The organism is Brevibacterium sp. SMBL_HHYL_HB1, assembly GCF_018208375.1.
GTDB classification, from domain to species: Bacteria; Actinomycetota; Actinomycetes; order Actinomycetales; family Brevibacteriaceae; genus Brevibacterium; species Brevibacterium intestinavium.
The window spans coordinates 3,892,899-3,919,623 of record NZ_CP062936.1 but is presented as its reverse complement, the minus strand read 5'-3'; the positions used below and the strand labels follow the sequence as shown (position 1 = coordinate 3,919,623).

22 protein-coding genes are annotated in these 26,725 nt (G+C 67.5%); 12 read left to right on the top strand and 10 right to left on the bottom strand.

Annotated features, from left to right (window positions below):
• The first annotated feature begins 39 nt into the window (after positions 1 to 39).
• Positions 40 to 919 (top strand): IS5 family transposase gene (locus IG171_RS17860; RefSeq protein WP_212127312.1). Its coding sequence is split into 2 segments (ribosomal slippage): positions 40 to 396 and positions 398 to 919, totalling 879 coding nucleotides; the frame shifts between segments, so codons are not numbered across the junction.
• On the opposite strand, the gene IG171_RS19285 is transcribed toward IG171_RS17860, so the two are convergent.
• A complete protein-coding gene (locus tag IG171_RS19285) occupies positions 916 to 3,471 on the bottom strand; it encodes a LuxR C-terminal-related transcriptional regulator (RefSeq protein ID WP_283091837.1) in 2,556 nt (851 codons plus the stop codon). The genes IG171_RS17860 and IG171_RS19285 overlap by 4 nt on opposite strands.
• Positions 3,468 to 5,990, bottom strand: a complete 2,523-nt coding sequence (locus IG171_RS17850) for a LuxR C-terminal-related transcriptional regulator (protein ID WP_212128656.1) — start codon at positions 5,988 to 5,990, stop codon at positions 3,468 to 3,470. The genes IG171_RS19285 and IG171_RS17850 overlap by 4 nt, the downstream gene beginning before the upstream one ends.
• 437 nt (positions 5,991 to 6,427) lie before the next feature.
• Between IG171_RS17850 and IG171_RS17845 the strand changes: the two genes are divergently transcribed.
• On the top strand, positions 6,428 to 7,621 hold the full coding sequence (locus tag IG171_RS17845) for an acyl-CoA dehydrogenase family protein (RefSeq protein WP_212128655.1): 1,194 nt from the start codon (positions 6,428 to 6,430) through the stop codon (positions 7,619 to 7,621).
• Positions 7,622 to 7,660: 39 nt separating this feature from the next.
• Positions 7,661 to 8,809 (top strand): acyl-CoA dehydrogenase family protein, encoded by a 1,149-nt coding sequence (locus IG171_RS17840; protein ID WP_212128654.1) that lies wholly within the window; start codon positions 7,661 to 7,663, stop codon positions 8,807 to 8,809.
• A 253-nt stretch (positions 8,810 to 9,062) separates the two neighbouring features.
• Here the strand turns inward: IG171_RS17840 and IG171_RS17835 are convergent, their stop codons facing one another.
• The 4 genes from IG171_RS17835 to pyrE all read right to left on the bottom strand — a co-directional run bounded on the left by IG171_RS17835 (position 9,063) and on the right by pyrE (position 12,946).
• Positions 9,063 to 9,692 (bottom strand): TrmH family RNA methyltransferase, encoded by a 630-nt coding sequence (locus IG171_RS17835; RefSeq protein ID WP_212128653.1) that lies wholly within the window; start codon positions 9,690 to 9,692, stop codon positions 9,063 to 9,065.
• Positions 9,689 to 11,281, bottom strand: coding sequence for an ABC transporter permease (locus IG171_RS17830; RefSeq protein ID WP_212128652.1), 1,593 nt, complete (start codon positions 11,279 to 11,281; stop codon positions 9,689 to 9,691). Before IG171_RS17830 ends, IG171_RS17835 begins: the two co-directional genes overlap by 4 nt.
• Positions 11,281 to 12,162 (bottom strand): ATP-binding cassette domain-containing protein, encoded by an 882-nt coding sequence (locus IG171_RS17825; protein WP_212128651.1) that lies wholly within the window; start codon positions 12,160 to 12,162, stop codon positions 11,281 to 11,283. Before IG171_RS17825 ends, IG171_RS17830 begins: the two co-directional genes overlap by 1 nt.
• 217 nt (positions 12,163 to 12,379) lie before the next feature.
• Entirely contained in the window at positions 12,380 to 12,946 is a 567-nt protein-coding gene (gene pyrE / locus IG171_RS17820) for an orotate phosphoribosyltransferase (protein WP_212128650.1), read from the bottom strand.
• Positions 12,947 to 13,125: 179 nt separating this feature from the next.
• Between pyrE and IG171_RS17815 the strand changes: the two genes are divergently transcribed.
• Positions 13,126 to 13,398 carry a GlsB/YeaQ/YmgE family stress response membrane protein gene (locus tag IG171_RS17815; RefSeq protein WP_212128649.1) on the top strand — a complete coding sequence of 91 codons (273 nt, stop codon included), beginning with the start codon at positions 13,126 to 13,128 and terminating at the stop codon, positions 13,396 to 13,398.
• A 463-nt stretch (positions 13,399 to 13,861) separates the two neighbouring features.
• On the opposite strand, the gene IG171_RS17810 is transcribed toward IG171_RS17815, so the two are convergent.
• A complete protein-coding gene (locus tag IG171_RS17810) occupies positions 13,862 to 14,710 on the bottom strand; it encodes an SDR family NAD(P)-dependent oxidoreductase (RefSeq protein ID WP_212128648.1) in 849 nt (282 codons plus the stop codon).
• The gene (locus tag IG171_RS17805; protein ID WP_212128647.1) at positions 14,707 to 15,531 is read right to left on the bottom strand and encodes a thioesterase family protein; all 825 of its coding nucleotides are present in this window, start codon (positions 15,529 to 15,531) and stop codon (positions 14,707 to 14,709) included. Before IG171_RS17805 ends, IG171_RS17810 begins: the two co-directional genes overlap by 4 nt.
• Positions 15,532 to 15,686: 155 nt before the next feature.
• Between IG171_RS17805 and IG171_RS17800 the strand changes: the two genes are divergently transcribed.
• The 7 genes from IG171_RS17800 (at position 15,687) to IG171_RS17770 (ending at position 23,067) form a co-directional block, all read left to right on the top strand.
• Positions 15,687 to 16,481 carry an exodeoxyribonuclease III gene (locus IG171_RS17800; RefSeq protein WP_212128646.1) on the top strand — a complete coding sequence of 265 codons (795 nt, stop codon included), beginning with the start codon at positions 15,687 to 15,689 and terminating at the stop codon, positions 16,479 to 16,481.
• 133 nt (positions 16,482 to 16,614) lie between these two features.
• Positions 16,615 to 17,526 (top strand): RelA/SpoT domain-containing protein, encoded by a 912-nt coding sequence (locus IG171_RS17795; protein WP_212128645.1) that lies wholly within the window; start codon positions 16,615 to 16,617, stop codon positions 17,524 to 17,526.
• Positions 17,527 to 17,570: 44 nt separating this feature from the next.
• Positions 17,571 to 18,449, top strand: a complete 879-nt coding sequence (locus IG171_RS17790) for a DUF5926 family protein (RefSeq protein ID WP_212128644.1) — start codon at positions 17,571 to 17,573, stop codon at positions 18,447 to 18,449.
• Positions 18,450 to 18,536: 87 nt separating this feature from the next.
• Positions 18,537 to 19,373 (top strand): glycosyltransferase family 2 protein, encoded by an 837-nt coding sequence (locus tag IG171_RS17785; protein WP_212128643.1) that lies wholly within the window; start codon positions 18,537 to 18,539, stop codon positions 19,371 to 19,373.
• Entirely contained in the window at positions 19,370 to 20,308 is a 939-nt protein-coding gene (pheA, locus tag IG171_RS17780; protein WP_212128642.1) for a prephenate dehydratase, read from the top strand. The genes IG171_RS17785 and pheA overlap by 4 nt, the downstream gene beginning before the upstream one ends.
• A gap of 202 nt (positions 20,309 to 20,510) precedes the next feature.
• Entirely contained in the window at positions 20,511 to 22,241 is a 1,731-nt protein-coding gene (locus tag IG171_RS17775) for an FAD-binding dehydrogenase (protein WP_212128641.1), read from the top strand.
• Position 22,242: 1 nt separating this feature from the next.
• Positions 22,243 to 23,067: an SDR family oxidoreductase gene (locus IG171_RS17770; RefSeq protein WP_212128640.1), complete on the top strand. Its 825-nt coding sequence runs from the start codon at positions 22,243 to 22,245 to the stop codon at positions 23,065 to 23,067.
• 96 nt (positions 23,068 to 23,163) lie between these two features.
• Here IG171_RS17770 and IG171_RS17765 read toward each other — a convergent pair whose 3' ends face one another.
• Positions 23,164 to 24,096: an NAD(P)-dependent oxidoreductase gene (locus IG171_RS17765; protein WP_212128639.1), complete on the bottom strand. Its 933-nt coding sequence runs from the start codon at positions 24,094 to 24,096 to the stop codon at positions 23,164 to 23,166.
• Between the two features lie 37 nt (positions 24,097 to 24,133).
• Positions 24,134 to 24,928 (bottom strand): enoyl-CoA hydratase, encoded by a 795-nt coding sequence (locus tag IG171_RS17760; protein ID WP_212128638.1) that lies wholly within the window; start codon positions 24,926 to 24,928, stop codon positions 24,134 to 24,136.
• 109 nt (positions 24,929 to 25,037) lie between these two features.
• Between IG171_RS17760 and IG171_RS17755 the strand changes: the two genes are divergently transcribed.
• Positions 25,038 to 26,615: a Na+/H+ antiporter gene (locus IG171_RS17755; RefSeq protein WP_212128637.1), complete on the top strand. Its 1,578-nt coding sequence runs from the start codon at positions 25,038 to 25,040 to the stop codon at positions 26,613 to 26,615.
• Positions 26,616 to 26,725 lie beyond the last annotated feature (110 nt).

Sequence of the window (26,725 nt, the reverse complement as noted above, 5' to 3'; positions counted from 1 at the left end):
CTGATAAATTTCCCGGTGGGATTCTGAAACCCTGGAATCGTGTCTCGATTCCAACTACTCACTGATGACCAATGGGCTCTCATCGCCGACTACCTCCCGGCACCGACCGGCCGACGAGGCCGCCCGTTCTCCGATCCCAGACAGATGGTCGAGGGCATCATCTACCGCTACCGCACCGGTATCGCTTGGCGCGATCTGCCCGAGACCTTCGGCAAATGGCAGACCGTGTGGACCTGGCACCGCCGCCTCGCCGCCGACGGCACCTGGGATGCCATCCACCAGGCTCTGACTGTCCACGCGGCAAAGAATGACAAGGTCGACTTCACCGTCTCAGTCGACTCCACGATCGCTCGCGCACATCAACACGCGACGAACATCAGCCGCGTAAAAAAGGGACTCGTCGAATTACAAGGATCTACTGACAGAGTCGCCTGACCACGCTTTCGGCCGCTCGCGCGGAGGCTTGTCGACAAAGACTCATCAGCTCGTCGATGGCCACGGGCTGCCGCTGGTGTCGATCTGCACCGCTGGTCAGGACGGCGACAGCCCGATGCTCGCCCCTCTGTTGGACAACCTTCAGGTCGGTCGACGCACCCGCCCGGACGCCGTCCTTGGCGACAAGGCCTACTCATCGAGAGCGAACCGGTCACTGCTGCGGTCGCGGAAGATCGAGGCAGTCATCTCCGAACCGTCCGATCAGCAAGGCCATCGTCTCCGGCGAGGATCAAAGGGTGGCCGTCCACCGAAGTTCGACGCGATCAAGTACAAGGGTCGCAATGTCATCGAGCGCGGTTATGCCCGTTTGAAGCAGTGGCGAGGACTGGCCACTCGCTATGACAAACTCGCCGTCGTCTATCGAGCCGCTGTCGTGCTCAACGGTGTCATCGCTTGGTTACAGCATTTATCAGACACGCCCTAGGCCCGAAGCCGACCTTCGGTGCCTCGCATCGCCTCGGCGACCTGCTCTCTGCGGGTGATGCCGAGTTTGCGGAAGAGCCGATAGGTGTGGCCCTCGACCGTGCGCACTCGCACGCCCAGTTCACGTGCGATCTCGGCATTGGATCGACCGGCGACGATGAGCGCACTGATCTGCCTCTCCCGGGCAGTCAGCTCGCCGTGTCCCTCACTCCCTGCCTCACGGTGGTGCCCCTGGGCTCCGAAGCGAGCGGCCAAGGCCGTGCACCTGCCGGCGAGATCGGGCATCGAGGGCCCGTAGGCCTCGGCGATCGCTGACAGGGCCTGCGGATCCTTGTCCCGCAGTGCCGCGCCGAGGCGGCCGACCAGTTCGAATTCGCGCCCCGTCCCCCGCCCGGCGGCCCGGCACAGCTCCTCCGGTTCGATCTCGTCGAAGTGACGGAAGAGGAGCAGGCGGATGAGGACGACGATCGCCGCTGCCCCGTCCTCTTCGGCCTCGGCCAGCATCCGTCTCAGTTCGCTCAGGTAGGAAGGGTCCGAGGTGCGGATCGCTCGCGCGGCGGTGCGCAGGACCAGCGCCCTGCGGTAGTCATGGTAGAGCCCCGGGAAGGGCAGCGCCTCGAAGCGCTCATGCAGGTCGTCGGCCTCTTCGGGTGTTCCGACTCGTGAGATCGCATATTCGGCCTCGGCCAGGGCGATGGCCAGCTGAGTCGTCTGATTCCAGTATTCGAGTCCCTCGATCGCGGCGCGCAGCGCCATCATCGCCCCCGGCAGATCGCCTTCGATGAGGTGGACCTGGGCCCACAGCAGATCCATCGGCCCCGACCGAGCCGAGAGGAAGGCGATGTCATGGCTCGGCGGATCAGCCATCAGCGATTTCGCCTCGTCGATGCGTCCCAGCTGCAGCAGTGCCCTGACCTGCAGCACGGTCAGACGCAACACGGCCGAACTGTCCGCGCGGCATTCGATCAGCGTGGCCCCGAGCAGGGCGAGCGCTTCGTGCGTGCTGCCCGAGTCGAGCATGTCCATGACATGGAGACTCGTGTCGAGCACGTGGAAGGTGCTCGTCAGTGCGTTCTGCCTCGACAGATCGGCGAAGACGGACCGGTGGATCGGACGATGCTCGACGACGGCCGTGCTCACCCGGTCGAGGAGTTCGACACCGAGCTCGGCCTCCACTCCCTCTCCGGGGTGGTCGTCCCCGTCCTCCTGCAGTCGTTCGAGCGCGGTGCGGAAGTCCGCAAGCCTCAGCGCAGGGGAGGAATTGCCGAACGCTCGCCCCATCCAGACCACGAGCGAATCGATGACCAGCTGAGCACAGCAGGCGGTGCGCACGGCGTGGGCGAGGACGTCGAGGCCGAGAGGGATCTTGTTGCACGCGCAGTAGAGGCGGGCGACCTCGAACAGGTCGTGCGGGTCCATCCGCTCCATCGGGACCTCGGCGAGCAGACGCATCGCCCGATGCCAGTCCCCGAGGCCGGTGGCGATCCGTGCCGCGTCGATCGTCCGGGCCTCGGAGATCTCCGCTCCGCAGACCAGCCCCCATTCCGCTCTGATCATCTTTGCCCAGTCAGACGGGGTGTCGCCGCGGGCCTCGATGAAATCGAACCATGCCCTGCTTTGGCCCACCGGGGTCGTGTAGCGGATGGTGTCCGCGGCATGGTTCTCCACCGCTTGGTATCTGTGTTCGGCTCGCGCATCGAGTCGCAGCTCCCCGGACGCCACCAGCGCATCAGCGGCCTCACCGAGACCCGCCTCGAGCAGGGTGGCCAGATCCACCTCTCCGGCGAGGACGATCAGCTCGAGGGCCTCTCTCTCCTTCGCCGAGTAGTCGAGCAGTCCGATCCTCGTGTAGTCCCGGGCGCGTTCGTCGTAGTCGACGTCGAGCCCGTCGAGGATCCAGACTCCTCTGCGCTTGAGGAATCGCCCCCGCCGGGAGGTGTACTCGAGCAGTTCGAGCAGTTTTCCCGGATTGCGTCCGGAGTGGAAGTCGACGATGTCGACGACCGCCTGGGACACGATGCCGCCGAGCCTGTGCTCGATCATGGCCCGGTAGTCCTCCGGTGGCAGCACGTCGAGGACGAGATGCTGGAGGACCCTGTCCTCGACGAGAGACGAGAAGGGGATGTATCCGTCGGCCGTCTTGGACCGGGCGAGGACGGCGAGTCGGATCGATCCGGCGCTGGCCAGTTCGGACAGGACGCCCTGCGATCGCGAGTCGAGCAGATGCGCGTCGTCGACGAAGACCACCTGCGGGGTGCGGGTCGAGGTGAGCATCGAGACGATGCGGCCCAGCAGCGTGGCGGGATCGTCGTCGAGGTCGACGAGGAGGCCGAAGGCGCCGAAGTCGACGCCCTGATGCACCCGATCGCCGCGGATCCAGATCCCGTCTGCGCCTCTGTCGCGGAACGCCTGTGTCGCCAGCATGGTCTTGCCGACGCCGATCTCGCCCTCGATGAGGATGCCGGAGCACTCCGAGCACCTCAGGGAGCGATGGATCAGCTCGAGTTCGGCGACCCGTCCGAAGATCCTCGGGTGTCGGGGTGCTGAGTTCACCTGCCTCTCCACGCCATCACCACCTCTCTCAGCTCCTGCCGGTTGGCCACGTGCAGGCGACGGTAGATGCGCCCGAGGTGCCATTCGACCGTCCGCGTCGACAGGTGCAGGCCCGTGCCGAGCTCTGCGCTCGTGCGGCCTGCGACGACACCGTCGATCAGGGTTCTTTCGAGTTCGTTGAGAGTGTCCTGGAGTCGGTCGCCGTCGGCGTCGAAGTCGATCACGCGCAGGCTGCGGCCGTGGAGGAGGCGGGCCTCCTTCGTCGCGGCGGCGTTCCTGTCGGCGATCGCGGCCTTACGGGCCTTCGCGGCCAGTTGGGAGCAGAGGACGATCGCACCGAACGACTGCGCCTCGCGTGCTGCCGAGAGGAGAGCGTCGAGGTCGTCGGTGTCGAGGGCATGGGCCACGGACTGCAGGAGCCGTCCGAGGGCCCCGTCGACTTCGACTGCGGCCGACGGAAATCGTGTCAGCGCCTGCGGATGGCCGAGCTGTGCGGACTCGAGCCAGGCCAGAGCGGTCAGCGTGTACGCTCCCTGCTCTTCGGCGGCGACTCCGAGGTCGTAGAGTTCGCCGGCGGCGACCGTCGGGGAGGTCTGCGCGAGTGCCTGGAGATCGAACAGCCTGGCCTCGAACGAGGCCCACCAGGAATGCCGACTGGCGTCGCTCGATTCGGCGGTGGAGACGGAGACGATGCCCGAAGGCCGGTCGGTCAGCACCGCCGCCAGGTTCTGGGCCGATCGGGCGACGCCGGAGAGGTCGACGATGTCAGCGGCTTCATCGGCCAGCTGCAGGCTGTCGAGGACCCTGTGGGCGTTCGACACTCTGCCGGTGCGCAGGTCGATGAGCGCGTTGGCGAGGCGAATGACGCGCCTGCTCGAGGTCAGGCCGTCCATTGCGTCCCGCGCACGGGACCAGTCTCCGGCGATGTAGTGGGCCGCGAAGAACTGCGGGAGGGCATCCTCGCGTTCGAAGGCTCCGGGCCCGGGCAGTTCGAACATCAAACGTGCCTGGTCGATGTAGCTCAGCCCCACCTCGATCCGTCCCGCCATCACCTCGGCGACGCCGAGGAAGGCGCAGGCGCGCAGGCGGTGCCGCACCGAGCACGCATGATCGAGGTAGACGGCTTCGGCCAGCGCGCAGGTGGTGGAGAGCCGTCCGCCCTTGAGTTCGAATCGGGCTCGGGTGGCGTCGAGGCGGCCGAGGTCGAGGGGCAGCGTCAGTCGATCGCGGACCCAGTCCAGCCGCAGGCTCTCCGGTCGCCTCGGATCCGCCAGCCTCACCTCGATCGAGGCGAGCCGGGACAGGTACTCGTCTCCGCCCTCATCGGGGTGTGCGCACGCCTGGGCGATGAGCGGTTCGATGATCTCCTTCGCCGCCTGCAGCCGCCCGGCACCCCATTCGCAGCGGGCGAGCTCGAGGTCGAGTTCGTTCCCGCGGTACCCGCTCGTGCGGATGATGTCCGCCGCCTCGAGGTATCTGCCGCGCGCGTTGCCCCAGGTGACGGCGCCGAGGACCTGGTCCCGACTCGGCACCCTGCCCAGCGAGATCGCCCACCCGACATAGCCGAACAGCGATCGGTCGCGCAGCACGGCCGAGTCGATCACGGAGTCGAAGCGCGTGAGGAGCTCGAGGCTGCGCGAGGGAGGGATCGCCGCGCGAACGTTCTCAGTGGTCACGGGTTCGTGCATGCTCACCTCCCCGCCACGGCCCTTGGCGATCGTCAGCAGACCGTTCTCCGTCAGGGTGTCGATGGTCTGCGGGTCGGCCAGTCCGATGAGGCTGTCATGGGGCACCGCCTCGGCGAGGGAGACGATTTCGATGATCGATCTGCTGAGCTCATCGGCTCCGGCGATCGCGGACTCGACTCCGCTGGTCCGGCTGCGACCGTAGAGAAGCCTCTCGAGCAGTCGGGGGTTGCCGTGGGCGAGACCGCAGAGTTCCGAGACCGATCGCGTCTCGGTCTCCATCAGACCGACGCTGCTGATCATCGCGATCGCGTCCGCCTCGTCGATTCCGTCGAGGTCGACCCTGACCAGGCGTCCGTCCATCCACAGCCCGACGATCAGGTCGATCGGGGGTCGCGCCGATTCGGCGGCGATGAGCAGACGGACCCGACGTGCGGCCGCCAGCTGCGCGAGGACGGCCACGGAATGATCGTCGACGAGGTCGGCATTGTCGACGACGACGAGGGATTCGGCTCCCGCCGATCGCCGTTCGAAGAGTTCGCCGATCACCGACAGCGATCGTCCGGGAGCGAGGTCGGTGTCGATCCCCTGCTGGGACAGGAGGATCTCGAAGATCCCGAGATTGCGTGCTCGCGCACTGTTCGAACCGCGCAGGCGGGTGATCGACAGGCTCGGGTCCAGACGCGAGAGCGCGGCGTTGAGCACTGTCGTCTTCCCGACTCCGGCGGGGCCGATGATGAGGGCGCCTGCACGCTCAGCATCACAGAGCGCGTCGACGATCGTCGCGAGTTCCGTCCCATAGCCGAAGAGGCGTCGCGATCGCGGCGCCTGCATCGTCCGCGTCACCTGACCTGACAAAATGCACAGCTTTCCGTGCCCCCTGGGGATGAATACTGCAGGGAAGGGGAAGCACATCCAGGCGGGGGTTGACGAAGATGTGCTCTGGAATCGGACCATTCCGATCCGAGGTCTGCCTTTGTCATATCACCCGCGATAGATGTAGTAACACGATTCCGAAATATAGTTAGTGAATCGTGATGCGGGTACACATTTCCGTGATCTTCGAAAACCGCGGCGGTCGCGGCCGCCGGAGGCTCCCCGCGCACCGGGCACCGTCTCCCCCGACGAGTCGGGGCCCCTCTCCCCTGACGAGTCGGAAACCCTCTCCCGCGCGCCACTCGGGACCCCTCTCCCCCGCGCGCCACTTGTGACCCCGAACACCGGACCGTACCATGGGAGACAAGTTACTGAACGATCTATAAGGAGTTCGCATGGACACCCTACTGAATGCTGAAGAGCGCGAATTCGCGCAGCAGATGCGTCAGTTCTACCGCAAGGAGATCCCCGAGGAGCTTCGGTTCAAGGTCGCCACCGGCCAGGAGCTGAGCAAGGATGACATCGTCACCTCGCAGCGCATCCTCAATCAGCACGGCTACGCGGTCCCGGACTGGCCCGTCGAATGGGGCGGACAGGACTGGACCCCCGTCCAGCGCCACATCTGGCTCGAGGAGATGCAGCTGGCCTGCGTGCCCCAGCCGCTGCCCTTCAATGTCTCGATGGTCGGCCCGGTCATCGCCACCTTCGGCAGCCAAGAGCTCAAGGAGCGTTTCCTCCCGGCCACGGCCAACATCGACATCTGGTGGTCTCAGGGCTTCTCCGAGCCCAACGCCGGCTCGGATCTCGCCTCACTGAAGACGTCGGCCGTTCGCGATGGCGACAAGTACATCGTCAACGGCCAGAAGACCTGGACGACTCTGGGCCAGTACGGCGACTGGATGTTCAACCTCGTGCGCACCGACCCGGACGTGAAGAAGCAGGCGGGCATCTCGTTCCTGCTCATCGACATGAAGTCACCCGGTGTCACCGTCCGCCCGATCCAGCTCATCGACGGCGGCCACGAGGTCAACGAGATCTTCTTCGACAACGTCGAGGTCCCCGTCGAGAACCTCGTCGGCGAGGAGAACAAGGGCTGGACGTACGCGAAGTTCCTGCTCGGCAATGAGCGCACCGGCATCGCTCGCATCGGCGCCTCGAAGGTCAACCTCGCCCGCGCCAAGGCCTATGCCGCGGTGACGAAGACGGCACGGGGCACTCTGCTCGACGATCCCCTGTTCTCGGCTCGTCTGACGCGGATCGAAACCGAACTCACCGCCCTCGAGATGACTCAGCTGCGGATCCTGTCGACCCAGGCGACCGGTTCGGACAAGCCGGATCCTCGCTCGTCGGTGCTCAAGCTCAAGGGCTCCCAGCTGCAGGAGGACATCTCCGAGCTCCTCGTCGATGTCCTCGGTCCGCAGGGTCTCGACTTCGTCTCCGACCGCGTCCAGGGCCAGGGTCTGTCGGATCTGCCCCACGGTGCCGTCGATGCCCTCCCCTCCTACTTCAACACCCGCAAGGTCACCATCTACGGCGGTTCGTCCGAGGTGCAGCGCGGAATCATCTCGAAGGCGCTGCTCGGTCTCTGAGATACCGGCGCTCATACGATTTCTTAAAGAGGACAACTCATGGATCTTGAACTCAACGACATTCAACAGGAACTCGCCAGCACACTGCACAAGTACCTGCGCAGCGAGTACGACGCCGCCCAGCGCGAGGAGATCCTCCGCAGCGACGAGGGCATCTCACGACAGAAGTGGCAGGCCTTCGCCGAGATGGGCCTGCTGGGCCTGTCCGTGCCCGAGAGCTACGGCGGTGCGGACATGACCTTCAACGAGGTGGCCGTGGTCGCCGAGGCGTTCGGCCGCTCCCTGGTGCTCGAGCCCTTCCTCGCCACCGCGGTGCTCGGGACGAATGCTCTCCTGCTCGCCGGCAACGAGGAGCAGAAGCAGGCCATCCTGCCGGGAGTGTGCGAAGGACAGACCTTCCTCGCCCTGGCCGCGCTCGAGCCGAGTCTGCGCTATGCCGTCGACACCCCCGAAACGACCGCCACGGCGGCCGCCGATGGCGCAGTCACCCTCAGCGGCGAGAAGAACAACGTGCTCGGCGGCGACGTCGCCGATCACTTCATCGTCACCGCCTCGCAGAACGGCGACCTCGGCCTGTACCTGGTCGCCGCCGATGCCGAGGGCCTGACTCGGGTCGCTCATCGCCAGGCCGACGGCCTCGGCAGCGCGAACCTCAAACTCGAGAACACCCCCGGTCAGCGACTCGACGCCGCCGACGCCCGCGAGGTCCTCACCGAGGTCATCGACCTGGGCAACGCCGCGATCATGGCCGAGGCCGTCGGCGCACTCGAGGCCTCCCTGACGATGACCGCGGAGTACCTCAAGACGCGCGAGCAGTTCGGTGCCCCCATCGGCGTGAATCAGGCACTGCAGCACCGTGCCGCCGACCTCTACGCCGAACTCGAATATGCCCGCAGCATGGCCATGTATTCGCGCCTGGCCGTGACTTCCGAGGCCGTCGGCGCGGAGAAGGACCGTCATCGCGACGTCATCGCCGCGAAGATCGTCGTCGACCGGGCCGCCCGCAACATCAGTCAGGAATCGATTCAGATGCACGGCGGCATCGGCATGACCATGGAATACCCCATCGGTCACTACGCCAAGCGCCTGACGGTCATGGCTCGCACCTTCGACGATGCGGATTCCCTGACCGCCGAACTGGCCGAGCTCGGAGGACTCATCGAGCCCCACGCAGCCGACCTCAGCTGAGGCTCGCGACCGCTCGACGAGGGCCCGCGCCACCAGGGCCCAGCCAACGAGTAGCGCCGAGGCGGCACGATCCTGGTCGTGCCGCCTCGGCGCTTCTTCGTCTCCACGGATGCGGCGGCTTCCTCGCACCGGTCCCGTTGACAGCCGTGTCTCCTACGGGCGGATCCGTCGCGAAATCCCAGCGCGAATCGCGGCGGATCCACCCGCAGGAGACAGAACCGGCGCGGAAGAACCGGAGCGGAAGCGCGGCTCGTCAGTTCACCGGCTGGTCATAGACGTGGCGGCGGACCCAGGAGTGCATGGTGATCGCGGCGGCGGCAGCGGCGTTCATCGACCGCGTCGAACCGTACTGGGCGATGGACAGCACGGCCCGACTGGCCAGGTGCGCCTCCTCGCTCAGCCCGGGGCCCTCCTGTCCGAACAGCAGCAGGCAGCGTCTGGGCAGATCGTAGGTCTCCAGCGGCACGGAGTCGGGAAAGTTGTCGATGCCCAGCAGCGGCATGTCGTTGGCCGCGCACCAGGACAGCAGCTCGTCCACGCTCGGATGGTGGATGATGTGCTGGTACTTGTCCGTGACCATCGCCCCGCGACGGTTCCATCGGCGCTTGCCGACGATGTGCACGGCCGCAGCGTTGAAGGCATTGGCGGTGCGCACCACCGAACCGATGTTGAGATCGTGCTGCCAGTTCTCGACGCCCACATGGAAGTCGTGGCGGCAGCTGTCGAGATCGGCCACGATCGCGTCGTGCTTCCAGTACCGGTACCGGTCGACGACATTGCGTCGATCGCCCTCGCGCAGCAGCTCCGGATCGAAGTGCTCGCCCACAGGCCAGGGGCCGGTCCACGGACCGACCCCCACCTGCGGTTCAGCGCTGTCGGTCACTTCTCGTCGCGGGAATCATCCGCCGACTTCGCGTCCTCTTCGTCCTTCACGTCTTCGGAGTCCTGCGCCGAGGCGGCCTCCCCATCGGCGCTGTCGGCCTCCGCGTCGGCGCTGTCAGCCGCGGATTCGGCGCCCGCGTCGGCAGACTTCGCGTCGGCCTTGCCCGAGGCGGCGCCGGCCTTCTGCGCGCGCTTGCTCATCTTGACCTTCTTGCCCGCGCGTCCGCCGCCGCGCAGCACCGAGCGCACATAGGCGCCCGAGGCCAGGGCGTGGAGGATGACGGCGAGGACCAGAGCGATGCCGGCGGCGACGAGGCCCTCCCACCATTCGGCCTGCCCGCCGAAGAATCGTCCGGCGATGCCCAGCGGCGAGGTGAATGGCGTCCAGGACAGGATCTTCGCGGTCAGGCCGGATGCCCCGATGATGACCGGGGCGAAGAACCCGCCGACGGTGATGACTCCGATGATCGTGAGGAAGGTCGTCCGGGCCTTGGACCCGACCACGGTCGATGCCCAGACCAGGAGCGCGAAGACCGACCACGCGGTCAGCAGCAGCGTCAGAGCGAACCAGCCCAGACCCGGCAGCATGGCGAAGGCCAGGGAGGTCTTGCCCGACAGCGACAGCCCGAGTTCGGTCACGACCGCGGCCGCCACCAGGTGGATGACGACCAGCGACAGGGTGCCCGTGATCCGACCCGAGGCCGAGGCCCGGGGCGGAATCGTGGCCGCGATGATCTCGGTGATCCGGTTGCGCTTCTCCAGGCGCAGGTTCTGGTACAGCGCCGTGCCGAGCGTGGCGACGACGAGCAGGGAGAAGGCGACCATGGCCCACAGCAGCGGTGTGGCCACCGATTCCTCCACGGCCGGAGTCTGCAGCAGCGTGGCCTCGGTCTCCGGCGCGAGCTTCTCCAGCAGCTGTTCCGGCTGCTTGTCGAGCGCGATGATCGTCGGCTGTCCCTGGCCGCTGGGGTCCTGGATGAATGCCGCATCGACCTTGCCCTCGCGCACCAGCTTCTCGGCCTCGGTCGTGTCCTCGGCGTCGGTGATCTCCACACCCAGCTGCTGTTCGTACATCTGGGCCTGGTCGCCCACGCCGACCATCGCCATGGACGGCGTGCCCGAGTCCTTCTGCGCGTCGGTGACGATGCCGGTGACGATCGCGGCGAGGACGCCGAGGATGATCACGGCGGCGGTGACGAGGAAGTAGGGACTGCGCAGGGCAGCGGTGCTCTCCCGGTTCGACACCAGCCATGAGGCCTGCCGATTGCCGACATCGACGAATTCCGAGACCAGCCCGGTCTCCGGCAGCTCATCGGGGTCGGGGGTGTCCTCGGCGAGCTCGAAGGGAACGTCGTCGAGCCCGGCGGTCGCATCCGCCTTCGCCGACTCACTCTTCGCCGAGGCGGCCGAGTCCGCTTCGGCCGCGCCTGCGGAATCCGCATCGGTCGAGTCCTGACCGGTCTCGTCCTCGATCACGTCGTGCTCGTCATCGATGGGGGCGCCGAGGTCGTCGATGCCCTCACCGGCCGTGCCCTTCGACACGAGCGGTTCAGGGGACTCCTCGTTCGCACCCTTGTCCTTGCGTGCCATTACAGAGCCTCCTTGTACTGCTCGGCCAGTGTCGGGCGGACACTTTCGAAGTTCTTCAGTCCGTCGATCGCCGCCGCACCGGCGGCGGCGGTCTTCGCATCATCGGCGCGGAAGCTGATCACCGTCTCATCACGGTCGGCAGCGGTCACGTCGCTGATGCCCTGGCGGGATTCGAGCGCGCTGCGGGCCGCCTCGGCGTCGTCGGCCTCGATCCGGTAGCGGGGACCGCCGAGGAGCTTCTCGACGCTGCCCGAGGCGGTCACCCTGCCCTGACTCAGGATGATGACGTCATCGGCGAATGTCTGCGCGGCCTCCCAGTCGTTGGTGGCCAGGACGACGGGCACTCCCGAGGACGCGTGCGCACGCAGCAGGGACATGACGAGCCTGAGCGATTCCGCATCGAGTCCGGCGAAGGCGTCGTCGATGACGACGACATCGGGGTCGGCGGCCAGGGTCGCGGCGATGTCGACGCGCGCGATCTCCGCGCCCGAGAGGTTCTTCAGCGGCGCATAGCCGCGATCGGCGAGCTCGAGATGCGACAGCAGGGTCAGCGCATTGCGTTCGGCCGCGCCCAGCGTGATCCCGTGCAGGCGCGCGAGGTAGACGATCTGATCGATGACGCGCATGTTCGGATAGCCGCCGCGCTCGGCAGGCAGGTAGCCGAAGTTCTGCCGATCGCCGAAGTCGAGCTCGAAGTCCTCGAGCTCGACGCTTCCCTCATCGGCGGTGATCAGACCCATGATGACGCGAACCAGTTCGGTCCTCCCCGCCGAACGGGTTCCCACGATCGCGGTGATCCGGCCCGCCTCGGCGGTGAAACTCACCTCGTCCAGATACGTCCGCTTTCCCTTGCGCAGGGAAATCTCTCTCAGTGTGAGCACGCGTCATCCTTACTGTTGCATCAGGCAATACTGTGGGAGTGTCTCATCTATCGTGTTGAAATCAGAGACGTGTTTCAAACCACGACCTCGATTTCGACCGAATTGCCAGTCGAGTCCCAGGTCGTGATCGGTGGGTCCGCATCGACCCCGCGAAGGCGCTCGAATCCGGCCCCGCACGCAGGCGAGCGACCGGACCCGGCCCTCGCCGAGGCGGGTCTCAGTCAAGCCCGAGATCCGCGGTCGTCAATGCGGTCAGGTAGGGGATTCCGGTCGCCTCGACTCGTTCCTTGGCGCCGGTGTCACGGTCCATGACCACGGCCACGGCAACCACCTCGGCGCCGGCTTCCCTGAGCGCGTCGACCGCGGTGAGCACGGATCCGCCCGTCGTCGAGGTGTCCTCGACGGCGATGACCCGCTTGCCCTTGACCTCGGGGCCTTCGACCCGACGGGACATGCCGTGCTTCTTCGCCTCCTTGCGGACGACGAAGGAGTCAAGGGGCCGGCCGCGCACGACCGAGCGGTGCATGACCGCGGTGCCGACGGGATCGGCGCCCATCGTCAGGCCTCCGACGGCGTCGATGCCACCCAGCAGCCCCTCGGACTCGAGCAGGTCGAGGACGACGTCGCCGATGAGCGGTGCGGAGCGGTGATCGAGGGTGACTCGGCGCAGATCGAGGTAGTAGTCGGCCTCCCTGCCCGAGGAGAGAGTCACCTTGCCGCGCACCACGGCAAGTTCGTCGATGAGGTCGAGCAGTTGTCGGCGAGTGTCTGCGCTGTCGGTCATGGCCTCCAGTCTAGTCGGAGGCGGTCGGGCGACCATTCAGCCCGGTCCCAGTTCCGGACCTGCGTACCGATGTCATAAAGAATCAACACATCTTGACTCAAACCGCGTGCGGCTGTTTTACCATGGCCGGAAGGGCCGCTCCAGAGCCGGTCACCAGATTCAGAAGGGACATGAGCATCATGGGTTTCATCGCATATCTGATCCTCGGACTCATCGCGGGAGCCATCGCCAAGGCGATCCTTCCCGGCAAGCAGGGCGGCGGGATCTTCGCCACGCTCATCATCGGTGTCATCGGAGCCATGCTCGGCGGCTGGCTCGGAGGGGCCATCTTCAATGCCGAGATGAATGAGTTCTTCTCGCTGTCGACCTGGCTGTGCGCGATCGGCGGTTCGCTCATCGTGCTCATCATCTGGGGCCTCATCACCGGACGGTCGAAGAAGAAGACCGCCTGAGTGCACACGCACTGAGTCCCCACTCACCCAAAGCGGGTCCGCAGCATCTGCGCGGGCCCGCTTCTTCTGTCCCGGGCCGGCGACCGGGGCGCGGACGCTCATCGCTGACGAGGAGCCCGGGTGAATGACAAAGACCCCGGGGCGCGTGATCGCGACATCCCGGGGTCCTCGCAGCACTCCCCTCGAGTACCCGGACGCATCCCCATACGTCCGTTGTGTCCACCCGATCCCCACCGGGCGAACACCATTAATTTGACCACACTTTCGTGTCGCTTGTAAAGAATCTCAGCGACCATCTTATTCTCCGAGAGGCCCTCTAACACAGATTCCGAGGAAATAGAATCCCTGGTGACAGGCTCACTGCGAGACAGTCGAATCATCAGTTCCGCTCGCCGAAGCCCTGCGGATCGCGCCCGGACCGTGCTCCGAAGCCACCGGTGAGCGTCCCCCGTCCGGGACCCGATCAGCGTCCCCGCTCGCGCGCGAAGGAGAACCCGCTCGACCCCCAGCGCATCAATGGCCGGGGAACCAGCGGCGCGGCCAGCGCGACCAGCGAATACATGCGCCCGGGCACCGACACGACCCTGCCCGCCCGGGCATCGCGCAGCGACTGCTCGACGACCTGGTCGACGCTCAGCCAGATCCCTGCGGGCCCGGGACGATCCACGCCGAGGCGGTCATGGAACTCCGTGCGGACGAAACCCGGCAGGACGGCGGTCACGGTCACCGGGCTGCTGCGCAGCTCCCCGGCGAGCGCCTCGGTGAACACCAGCGTCGAGGCCTTCGAGGCCGCGTACTGGCCCATCGTCGTCACCGCGGCCAGCGAGGAGACGTTGACGATTCCGCCTCGGCCGCGGGCGTCCATCCTCCGGGCCGCGGCCAGGGACAGCTCTCTGACCGCCCCGGTCAACACCCGATCCTGGTCGTTGAGCTCGGCGATGTCCGTCTCCAGCAGGCGGCCGCGCAGCCCGTAGCCGGCATTGTTGATGAGCACATCGACGGTCTCGGAGTCGATGACCTGACGGATGGCGTCGATGCCGTCCGGGGTCGACAGGTCCGCCGCGACCACCTCGACGCGGGTGTCCCGGGTGGTGCGCAGCCGCTCGGCCAGCTCCCGCAGTCGGGTCTCGTCGCGTGCGACGAGCACGAGGTCATAGCCCTGCGAGGCCAGCGTGCGCGCATAGCCGCGCCCCAGACCGGAGCTCGCCCCGGTGATGAGGGCACGCGGCCCGGGGGCCGGGTCCCGCCTCGGCGAGGCGCCGTCCCGGTGCCCGGGCGCGGTACGCGACGAGTGCGGGAGTCCGCGGCTCATACGGCGCCGCGGCCTCTGCGGACGGTCAGCGACTGCGCGGCGGTGCCGATCGGGCCTCTGCTGTCGCTGATCACGCTGCTGGTCTCGCCCAGCCCCGTCGGACCGAAGGCCACCTTCGTGTCGAAGCCGATCCAGCCGGCTTCGGGCACACGGGTGAGGTGGACGGAGAGGTCGACGTTCGCGAAGAACGTCGTCTTCGGGTCCGCGCGCACGGCCAGACCGTTGGCGGTGTCGACGAATTTGACGAAGGCCGCGGTCGGCGGATCGGTCTCCCCGTCGACGAGCGGATAGGGGCTGCGCAGCCACGACCGGGCGCAGCCGGGGCGGGCATCATCGCACTGTCGGCCTTCGAGCGAGGCGATGTAGCCTCCGCCCCAGCGGTCCGTGAACGGGCTCGCCGGCAGTTCGGTCGCCGGCGGCAGCGTCGGCCATTCGTCGCCGGCGACGGGCTCGGTCTCCGAGGCCTGCAGTCGCCATACCCGGGCGGTGACGCTCGTGCGGTCTCCGTGCCGCATATGGGCCGCGACGAGCTCGATGGTGCGACCGGGACGGATGACCTCGACGTCGATGGTGAACTCTCCGGAGTGGATGACGCCGAGGACGTCGAAGGTCGCCCGGGAGACGAGTTTGTCACTGGGCAGGCGGCGCTCGATCTCGGCGAGCACCAGGCCCGAGGCCGGGGCCAGGTGCTGCTCTCCCGGCTGCCAGGCTCCCTGACTGTGCAGAGTCGAGACCAGACGGTCCTCGCCCAGTCGCACATAGTAGGAGTCGGGGTAGGTTCCACCGTCGTGGCCGAGGTGGTTGTTGGCAGCGTCAGACATGGCACCAGCCTATCGACCCCGCCCATGTGCCCGGGGGCGGGGTTCGCACGCAACTGGGGCGGGTCGGGCCGCACGCAACTGGGGCGGGCCCGCAGGGGTGCGGGGCGATGCGGGCCGCGCTTTCTCCGCGGGGGCCGACAGCTTAGGGTGGGAGGGTGAGAATCGCTACGTGGAATGTGAACTCGATCCGCGCCCGCCACGATCGCATCGGGGCCTGGCTGGATCGCTCAGATGTCGATGTCCTGGCCATCCAGGAGCTCAAGTGCAAGGACGCGCAGTTCCCCCAGGAGCTGTTCACCGACCGCGGTTATGAGGTGAGCTTCCATGGGCTCAACCAGTGGAACGGCGTGGCCATCGCCTCCCGCGTCGGGCTGACAGAGCCCGAGATCGGTTTCGCGAACATTCCCGCCTTCGGCACGGAGGATCCCGTCGTCGAGGCCCGCGCACTGTCGGCGACCTGCAACGGTGTGCGCGTCTACTCGCTCTATGTGCCCAACGGCCGCGAACTCGACCACCCCCATTACGACTACAAGCTCGAGTGGTATCGGGCGCTGACGGCCGACATCGCCGCCAAGCTGACCGCCGAGCCGGAGAAGAAGCTCGTCCTGTGCGGGGACTTCAATGTCGCCCCGCTGGACGAGGACGTCTGGGACATGGCCGAGTTCGATGGCGCCACTCATGTCTCCGATGCCGAACGCCGGTCCTTCGACGACCTGCTCGGCGCGGGCCTGACCGAAGTGACGCGTCAGTTCACGCCCGGGCCCGGGGTCTACACCTTCTGGGACTACCAGAAGCTGCGGTTCCCGAAGAAGCAGGGCATGCGCATCGACTTCCAACTCGCCTCGGAGGCTCTGGCGAAGACCGCGGCGTCCGGGTCGATCGACCGGGAGGAGCGTAAGGGCAAGGGCGCTTCCGACCACGCCCCGGTCATCGTCGACTACGCACTCTGAACACCGCCGGTTCGCCCGGCGCCTCGGCGCCCGTCTCACCCTTCGACGCTCGTCGGCAACATCCGCGCTCCAAGCATGGACATCTCCCCGGTCTTCTGGTGAAGTTGAATCAGGAGCTAGGAAGGTGACGAGGATGTCAGCAACTGTCCGCGAACTGGTCGACGAAGCCTACGACCGACGTGAGTCCACCTGGAGAGCCGCGCTCGAGACGGTCAACGACTGGGTCGAGTCCGTCCGCACTCCTTCGCCCCTGCTGTCCGGTGACCGTGTGCGAGTGGTCGAGGGGCGGATCAAGGATCGGATGCGCACCGGTGAGAAGCTGCGCCGCAAGCTCGCCGACTCCAATGACGAGATCCACGAATCCGTCGAAGTCGAGAACCAGGTCATCGATGTCGTCGGCGCTCGCGTCGTGTGTCGCACCGAACGCGAGCAGACGGCCCTGTGGGACCTGCTCACCGAGGGCGACGACACCAACCTCTCCATCGCCGAGGTCCGCGACTACTCCGCGACTCCGAAGCCCTCCGGCTACCGGGGTCGGCATCTCATCGTCGAAGTCCCCTTCGAAGCCGAGCCCTCGGTGCTCGTCGAACTCCAGCTGCGCACGATCCTGCAGGACGCCTGGTGCGTGCTGGCCGAGGAGCACCTGTTCAAGCCCGGCCAGGCCCTGAAATCGGATCCGCAGCAGGAGCGGCTCTCGGTCATCCTCTCCGGACTCCTGGCCCAGGCCGATTCCGTGGCCGGCTACATCGCCGATGACGTCGGCGCCTACTTGGGTCTGGGCAATGCCGCACCCCTGCGGTCCTTCGCCGAGGTGGAGGAGCCCACCGACCCGGCCATCGAGGTCACGATCCGCGAGCTCAACCATTCCTATGTCCTCGCCGCCGACGAGGTGGGCCGGCACGGGATCATCCGTCTCGAGACGCTCGGGCTGACCCCCGACAACCCCGAGCGCTCGGCCTTCCCGCACCCGGGCGACAAGCTGCAGGTGCGCATGGATGAGTCGAACACCACGCGGTACTTCATCCCGGTCTCCCGCGAAGGCTGAACCGATCCGCGCGGAGAGCGGGCCACCGACTAGACTTGCCTCCCATGGGAAAGAAGTCGAAGCGCTCCAAGGAAGAACTCATCGCCAAACGCCTCGCGCGGGCCCAGGCCACGGCTTTCGTCGCGCGTCCGTTCGCGGACCTGCCGTTCGAGGCGGACATCATCTGCCTGCGCGAACTCGTGCCCGCGGCCACTGCGACCGCGAAGCTGACCGGGGCCTACGGCGGCCACGAGGTCACGATCGCCTCGCTCCTGCCCGCCGCCTGGCAGGCCTGGCACCGTGACGACGGCCGGATCCTGGCCGGCATGCAGGTGCCCGTGTCCTCGACCGATGCCTCCCGTGACGTCGCCCGCGGAATCCTCGCCGCCGTCGAGGCCGCCCCCGGGACCTCGATCGAATCGACGACCGAACCCGGTGAGGGCCCGCGCCTGCAGGACATCCTCGACACCTCGCACCCCTTCGACGTCCGCGTGCTCGAGAACTTCGACTACTGGGCGCTGCCCGAGGCCGAGACCGATCCGGACGTCGCCGCCGCCCTCCAGCAGGCCAACGATTCGGTCGCCCCGACGGAGAAGCTCGCCTCGGTTGCCTCCGCCTACTGGACCGAGATGTCCGGACGCACCTACGTCCGCTGGGCTCGCCCCGAGGGTGAGGACCGCATCGTCGACGCCATGGCCCGACTGCAGGCCGAGAACGCCAACGACCTCGGCGGCATCGGTTCCTTCCTCGGCTACTTCCGCGCCCACGGCATCATCATCCCGGTCTGGGAACTCGAGTTCGGCACCCCGGTCGACGACGTCGAAGAGCCCATCGCCGCATTCGGCGAGCGCATGGACGAGGCGCTGAACACCACCGAGCCGATGAGCACCGAGGCCCGCCGCGTCCGCTCAGGCATCGTGTCCCGCCAGCTGACCATCCACTGACATCCGCGACTCGCGCGTCGGCGGGCTGAGTCACGGAGCGCACCGTGGCCCTGCCCTGGCCGGCGTACGCGTCGGACAGGAGAACGCATGAGTGCACATCCGAACCCCGCCCCCGAGGCGGTCGCCGCCATCATCCCCGCGATGAACGAGGCCGAGCGCATCGGCGCGACCGTGACCGCGGCCAAGCGGATCCCCGGGGCCGACATCGTCATGGTCGTCGACGACGGATCGAGCGATGACACGGGCACCCTGGCCCGGCGGGCCGGGGCCGAGGTCGTCACCCACCCGAAGAACAAGGGCAAGGCAGCGGCCATGATGACCGGGGCCTTCGCTCTGCGCAACCGGGAGATCTCCGATGCCGATCTCGGTGCCGATCCGAACCATCGAGCGCTGCTGTTCATCGACGGCGACCTCGAGGACTCCGCGGTCGGCACTGCGCCTCTGACCGATCCGGTCCTGGCCGGGCAGGCCGATATGACGATCGCGATCCTGCCCGCGCAGAAGCGCAGGGGCGGAGGGTTCGGCTTCGTCGTCGGGCTGGCGAAGAAGGGCATCGCCGAGCTCAGCGGCTTCGAGGCGACCCAGCCGCTGTCGGGCATGCGCTGCCTGACACGGGAGGCCTTCGACGCCGCCCTGCCCTTCGCCGCCGGCTGGGGCGTCGAGGCAGCCATGACCATCGATGTCGTCAACGCCGGACTGCGAGTGACCGAGGTCGAATGCGATCTCCACCACCGGGTCACCGGCCGCGACCTCAGAGCGCAGCTGCACCGGGCCGCCCAGTACCGCGATGTCGCCCGCGCTCTCCTCGTTCGCCGCCTCCGGGCCAATCGGTCCGGGGCAACCGGGCCGGGACCGCAGCGGTCCGGCACGGCCGGACCGCAGTCCGAGCGCACCGATCACGACAGGAAAGAGGGTGGCAAGTGAGTCCGAGGCGATTCGGCTATCTCGGCCCGGAGGCCACCTTCACCGAGGCGGCCCTGCTCAAATATCTCGACTCGCAGGGACTGCGGGACACCGCCTCGACGCAGCCGATGCGCAACGCCCCCTCGGCGCTCGACGCGGTCGCCGAAGGCGACTGCGACGCCGCCGTCGTCCCGATCGAGAACTCGGTCGAAGGCGGTGTGCCGGCGACGATCGATGCGCTGACCGAACACGGTCGCCTCCAGATCATCGCCGAGGTGCTCGTGCCCGTGCGCTTCGTGCTGGCCGTGAAGCCGGGAACCTCCCGGGAGCAGGTCACCTCCTTCGGCTCCCATCCTCACGGCGAGGCCCAGGTGCGGACCTTCATGTCCGAGAACTTCCCCACCGCCGTCTACATTCCGACATCCTCGACGGCCGCGGCCGCCCGCGATCTGGCCAACGACGCCGGCGATCATGTGGCAGCCGTCTGCCCGGCGCTGGCAGCCGAACGCTATGGCCTCAAGGTCGTCGCCGAAGACATCGGAGACCGTCAGGATGCCGTGACCCGCTTCGTCGTCGTCACCCGTCCGGGCCCCATCCCGGCCCCCACAGGGGCCGACAAGACCACCGTCGTGGCCGCGCTGCGTTCGGACCGGGCCGGTTCGCTGCTCGAACTGCTCGAACAGTTCTCCAGCCGCGGCATCAACATGTCCCGCATCGAGTCCCGCCCCACCGGCAACGGGCTGGGCCTCTACCAGTTCTCCATCGACCTGCTCGGCCACATCCGCGAATCCCGGATGGCCGAAGCGCTGCAGGGCGTCCACCGAGCGGCACTCAAACTGTCCTTCCTCGGCAGCTACCCGAGCGCCGACGGTGAGCTCGTGCCGATCGATCCGACGACCACGGACGAGTCGTTCTCGGCCGCCGCCGACTGGCTGGAGCACACGCTCAACGGCTGAGCATCCGCCCCCTTCGCCGTGAGTCGGCCCCTCAACGGCTGAGCCTCCGCACGCTGCGCCGCGAGCCGATTCCGCGCAGAATCTGCGATACTGGCCTGTACTGGCAGGTAACTGCGCGTATGTCTGATCGGCTCGAGGCCGTCGGGCATATGCGCACGATGAGCCGGCCCATGCGCCGGCGACAGCGACAGAGGAGTCGGTGATGAGTTCCAATGGCAGCGCACCCCAGGGCAGCGATCATTCGTCCGCAGACCGGGACCGCACCCGCCCCGACACGATCATCGTCGGCGCCGGACTCGCCGGACTCGTCGCCGCGCATGAACTGACCCGGGCCGGCAGGCGCGTCCTCGTGATCGACCAGGAGAACCGCGCCAACCTCGGCGGGCAGGCGTTCTGGTCACTCGGCGGGCTCTTCCTCATCGACTCCCCCGAGCAGCGCCGCCTCGGCGTCCGCGACTCCCTCGAACTGGCCTCGGCCGACTGGGCCACCTCGGCGGGATTCGACCGCGACGAGGACCGCTGGCCGCGGGCGTGGGCCGAGGCGTACCTCGAATTCGCCGCAGGCGAGAAGCGGCAGTACCTGCGCGACCTGGGCCTGCGCCTGACTCCGATCGTCGGCTGGGCCGAACGCGGTGGCTCCGGGGCCGGAGAGCACGGCAATTCCGTACCCCGCTTCCACCTCACCTGGGGCACCGGCCCCGAGGTGGTGCGGGTCTTCCGCGAACCCGTCGAGGCCGCCGAGGCCGCCGGGCTGGTCCACTTCGCCTTCCGCCACCGCGTGGACGAGCTGATCACCGAGGACGGTGCCGTGGTCGGCGTCCGCGGACGGGTGCTCGCGGCCAGCCACACGGGACGAGGAGTCGCCTCGAACCGGGAGGAGGTCGCGGACTTCGAACTGCGGGCTCCGGCCGTCATCGTCACCAGCGGCGGGATCGGACACAACTTCGAACTCATGGAGAAGCACTGGCCGACCGAGCGCCTCGGCCGGTTCCCGGACAGGATGCTCGCCGGTGTTCCCGCCCACGTCGACGGGCGGATGCTGCAGATCTCCGAAGACGCCGGAGCCAACCTGATCAACCGCGACCGGATCTGGGCGTACACGGAGGGCATCGAGAACTGGAATCCGATCTGGCCGGACCACGGGATCCGCATCATCCCGGGACCGTCGTCGATGTGGTTCGACGCCGAGGGCAACCGCTTCCCGGCCCCGAACTACCCCGGGTTCGACACCAACCGCACCATGGCCGCGATCCTTCGGACCGGCTACGACTATTCGTGGTTCGTGCTCAACGAGTCGATCATCCGCAAGGAGTTCGCGCTCTCGGGCTCGGAGCAGAACCCGGACCTCACGGAGAAGGACATCCGCATCACACTCGATCGGGTGCGCTCCTCCGACGCCCCGGCGCCGATCGAGGCGTTCAAGGACTACGGGCCCGACTTCGTCGTGGCCGAGACGACCGAGGAGCTCGTGGCAGGGATGAATGAGCGCTCCCGCGGACCGGTCATCGATCACGATCGGCTCATCTGCCAGATCAGGCAGCGCGACCGGCAGACCGACCACGCCTTCTCCAAGGACGCGCAGGTCCAGGCGATCCACAATGCCCGGGCCTACCTCGGCGACAAGGTCGTCCGAGCGGTCAGACCCCACCGGATCCTCGATCCGGCGCACGGGCCGCTGATCGCGGTGCGGTTGAGTCTGCTCTCGCGCAAGACCCTCGGCGGGCTCGAGACGAACCTCGACGGTCAGGTCATCGGGGCAGGAGGGGCACCGATCCCCGGGCTCTTCGCCGCCGGTGAGGTCACCGGCTTCGGCGGAGGCGGCATGCACGGCTACAACGCGCTGGAGGGAACGTTCCTGGGCGGGTGCATCTTCTCCGGTCTGCGGGTCGGTCGCTTCCTCGCGTCCTCGGCGTCGACACGAAAGGAGACCTGAGATGGCACAGACCGATCTCACCGCCCTCGTCACCGGCGGCACCTCGGGCATCGGACGGGCCGTTGTCGCAGCCCTGGCGGCCAAGGGCTGCACGGTGATCACGACCAGCCGTGACCCCGAGCGTCTTGCCCCGGAGCAGCGCGTGTCCGGTGTCCGCTATCTGCGACTCGATCTGTCCGACCCGGATGGGCCGGACGCACTGGCAGAGGAGCTCGGCGAGGAGATCGGCGCGGTCGATGTGCTCATCAACAATGCCGGCGAGAGCCAATCGGGTCCGTTCGAGGAGCTGCCGAGCGCCGCCATCGACCGCCTGTTCCAGACCAATGTCTTCGGACCCGTGCGTCTGAGCCAGCTCGTCCTTCCCGGCATGCGCAGGCGAGGACACGGCCGCATCATCATGGTCGGATCGATGCTGGCGAGCTTCCCGCTGGCCCACCGCAGCTCCTATGCGGCGTCGAAGGCGGCGCTGGCCGGTTTCGCCACGGCCGCCCGTCAGGAGCTCAGCCCCTTCGGCGTGTGGATCAGCGTCGTCGAGCCCGGATCGATCGCGACCGGGATCGGGCTGCGGCGGACGAAGTACCTCGATGAGGGTTCGGTCTATGCCACCGATGTGTCCACGATGCTCGAGCATCTCGACCGCAATGAGCGCGACGGGATCGCACCCGAGACAGTGGCGGCCACGATCGTCGATGCCGTCATCTCGCCCCGGCCGCGGGAGCTCTACGCCGTCGGCAGCCGTGCACCGCTGCCGTTCCTGCTCAAAAGGATCCTTCCCCGCGGACTGATGTCGAAGATCGTGGCCGCCCAGCACGGCCTCCGACGCTGAGTCCGCGGCCGCCGGGGCGGGAACCCGCGCTCCCAGAGGCCGCGTCCGGCGCGACCGTCTGCGGCACGACCGTCTGCGGCGGGACCGGGAATCCGGCTACTGGAACCGGGAGGGGATGAGGTGCTGGGTCGTCGAGATGCCGAGCACCCTCTGCTGGCGTGAGAGGTTGAAGGTCCGGTCGTGCTGGAGGAACTCGACGAGGGCGAGCCTGGTCCGGTTCCCGCGCTTGAACACGCGCTTGACCCTGAGTCCGAGCCTCGCCGTGACCAGCGCCTTGTCCTTCGCCACTGTGTCGATGACGACCTGCTCGTAGCCCATCCGAGCGAAATGCGTGACCACGGCGTCCTTGAGTCGGTACGGGGTGGGGTCGCCGATGTTGAACGGGCCCGCCGCCGAGGACACGTCGAGACAGGCGAGCGCGGCCCGCACGACATTGTCGACATGCGTCAGCGTCAGCTTCTGCCGTCCCCCGCCGGGCAGCCGCAGCACGCCCTTCTTCACCAGGCTCGCCAGATACGGCATGAACATCGTCTCACCGGGGCCGTAGACCGCGGCCGGACGCAGAATCGCGGCATCCGGGCGAATCCGTGCCACAAGCAGCTCGGCCAGGGCGTGGGTCCGGGAGTACGCATCGGGGAATTCCGTGGGGTCCTTCGGGCCGGCCTCTTCCCACAGTTCGGTCTCGGTGTCGGCCATCGAGTACACTGCCGTCGAGGACAGGTGGACGATGCGAGCCTGGGGGAACGCGTCGAGGACGTTCCTGGTCCCGGTCACGCGCACGCCGTAGAGTTCGTCGTCATCGGCGCTGACCGAGGCCACGCCCGCACAGTGGAAGACCGCTGTGGCCTTGCCCGCCAATGATTGGACGGCTGCCGGTGCCGGCTGAGTGATGTCCCAGTGCTGGTGGCTGACTCCCGGGATCTGCGGGTCACGACGACACAGCGCATAGACCGGCTCCTCCCGGTCGGCGAAGGCACGTGCGATGGCCCCACCGATGAAGCCGCTGGCTCCGGTCACAATCACCGCCACGACTGTCCCTCTCTCTTCTCAATCGCCGGCATCCTTCTCAAGCGCCGGCATCCGCACCCCGGTGCCGCCACCGAGGTTCGCGCTTGCTCAGGAACGCGTCGATCCCCTCCTGCGCGTCGACGGTGACCGCATTGTGCGCCATCACCTGCGACATCCGCTCATAGGCCTCGTCCACAGGCAGTTCCCGCTGCTCGTAGAATGCCGACTTCCCTATGGCAACTGTAGCCGACGAGACCGACGCGACCCGATGGGCCAGGGCCTCGGTGGCGTCTTCGAGCTCGTCGTCGTCGACGACGTCGGAGACGAGACCGAAGTTCAGGGCCTGATCGGCGGCGAGGAAATCTCCGGTCAGCAGCATCCGCATCGCCGTCTTCGCCGGCACCGAACGCGACAGCGCCACCATCGGCGTCGAGCAGAACAGGCCGATCCTCACCCCGGGCGTCGCGAATCTCGCCGAGGCGGCCGCAACCGCGAGATCGCAGCTGGCCACGAGCTGGCATCCGGCGGCCGTGGCCACCCCCTGAACCTGGGCGATGACCGGCTGCGGGATCCGCTGGATCAGCTGCATGAGCTCGGAGCAGATGGCGAAGAGCTCCTGCTGGTCGTCCGGATCGGCCCCGCGGATCTCCTTGAGGTCGTGGCCGGAACTGAACACGTGACCGGCCGTGCGGAGGATCACCGCGCGCACATCGGTGTCCCGCCCCACCTCGGCGAGGGTGTCGATGAGCGAGCGCATGATGTGACGGGACAGGGCGTTGCGGGTTTCGGCTGCATCGATCGTCACCGCCACGACACCGTCGTCGAGCGGGGCGACTACAATTGACTCGGACATAGTCACATTCTGTCAAAGGGCTGCCCCTGCGCGGCGGAACCTATGTCTCCGAATTGCCCGTGAACCTCATCGACCCAGTTCAGACGGGCCAAACGCGAGGGAGACGAAGATGACCACGCTGCTGATGATCATCGGATTCGGAGCGGCCACCTCGGTGGTGGTCGGTCTGGGGCAGAGGCTCCGGCTGCCCTGGCCGGCGCTCATGGTGCTCATCGGCATCGCCGGCGCCTTCATCCCGAACTTCGCCGACATCACCATCGAACCCGAGCTCATCCTGCCGCTGTTCCTGCCCCCGCTGCTCTTCGCCGCGGCCCAGAAGACCTCGTGGGCGCTCTTCGCCATCCGCTGGCGCACGATCCTCGGCATGGCAGTGGCCCTCGTCGGCGTGACAGCCGCGGCGGTTGCGGGATCGGCTCTGCTCCTCATCCCCGGGATCACCATCTCCGCGGCGATCGCGCTCGGTGCGATGCTCGCCCCGCCCGACCCCGTGGCCGTCGATGCGGTGGCGGGCACGGTGTCGATCCCCCGCCGGATCATGTCGACCCTGCAGAGCGAGGGACTGTTCAACGACGCCGCCTCCCTCGTGATCTTCCAGACCGCAATGGCTGCGACCCTGTCCGGCACCGAGGTGGACTTCACCGAACTGATCCTGTCCTTCCTCATCTCCGCTGTGGTCGCGGTCGCGATCGGCCTCATCGTCGTCTTCATCGTCTGGTCGGTGATGGAGAAGATCGACCACACGATCGCCCGCTCCTCCCTCATGCTCATGCTGCCCTTCGGCGTCTACCTCATCGCCGAGCACTTCCACGCCAGCGGGGTCATCGCCGTCGTCGTCGCCGCCCTCGAGGTCCGGCGCCGCGACGTCGAGGGCAACTCCGCCGAGCGCGTGACCCAGAACTCGACCTGGCAGGTCCTCGAGATGCTCATCACCGGCATCGCCTTCGGACTCATCGGGCTCGATCTGCGCATGATCATCGAATCCGAGCACGCGAACCTCGGCCGAGCCGCCGGCGTGGGGCTCATCATCGCCGCAGTCGTCATCGCCGTCCGCTTCGCCTGGCTGCTGCTGGGCACCCTCCTCGAACGCAGGCGCCGCGAGGAGGACCCCGATGCCGCTCCGCTGAATGTCCGCGACGCCACGCTCATGACCTGGGGCGGGATGCGCGGGCTCGCGACGATCGCCCTGGCCCTGTCCATTCCGGCGACCACCGCCACCGGCGAACCCTTCCCCGGACGGTCGTCCATCGTCGTCGCGGCCGTCATCGTCCTGCTCGTCACCCTCGTCCTCGCGGGCCTGACCTTCCCCGCCGTGGTCAACGGACTCGGCATCGATGACGAGGCGGAGAAGGAACGGGAGGCGACCAAGGAGATCGCTCTGCGCGCCTACCGGGCCGCGATGCGTGAGATCAGGTCCGATGAGTCCCTGCCGGACGAGGTCGTCGAACCGCTGCGCACCCGATTCAAGAGCCTCCACGACCAGCTCGCCGGTACGACCGATGACCAGGTCAGCTCCGAACAGGCCGCCTCGTTCAAGGAGAACCGGAAGCTGATGATCGCGGTGCAGAAGCGGGCGATGCAGTCCGCCCGCGCCGAGGTGCTGCGCGCCCGCCGTGAACGCGGCACGGACCCGGAGATCGCCGATCGGGTGCTGCGCCGCTTCGATCTCCAGTCCGTGATCATCCGCTAGAACGACCGCGACCGTGCCGGTGACTTCCGAACCGGTGACTTCCGAATTCAAAGTTGAGTGGAATAGACTCAACTTTGTCGGTGTTGTTCTCTTCGAGAGCTGATTCCAGC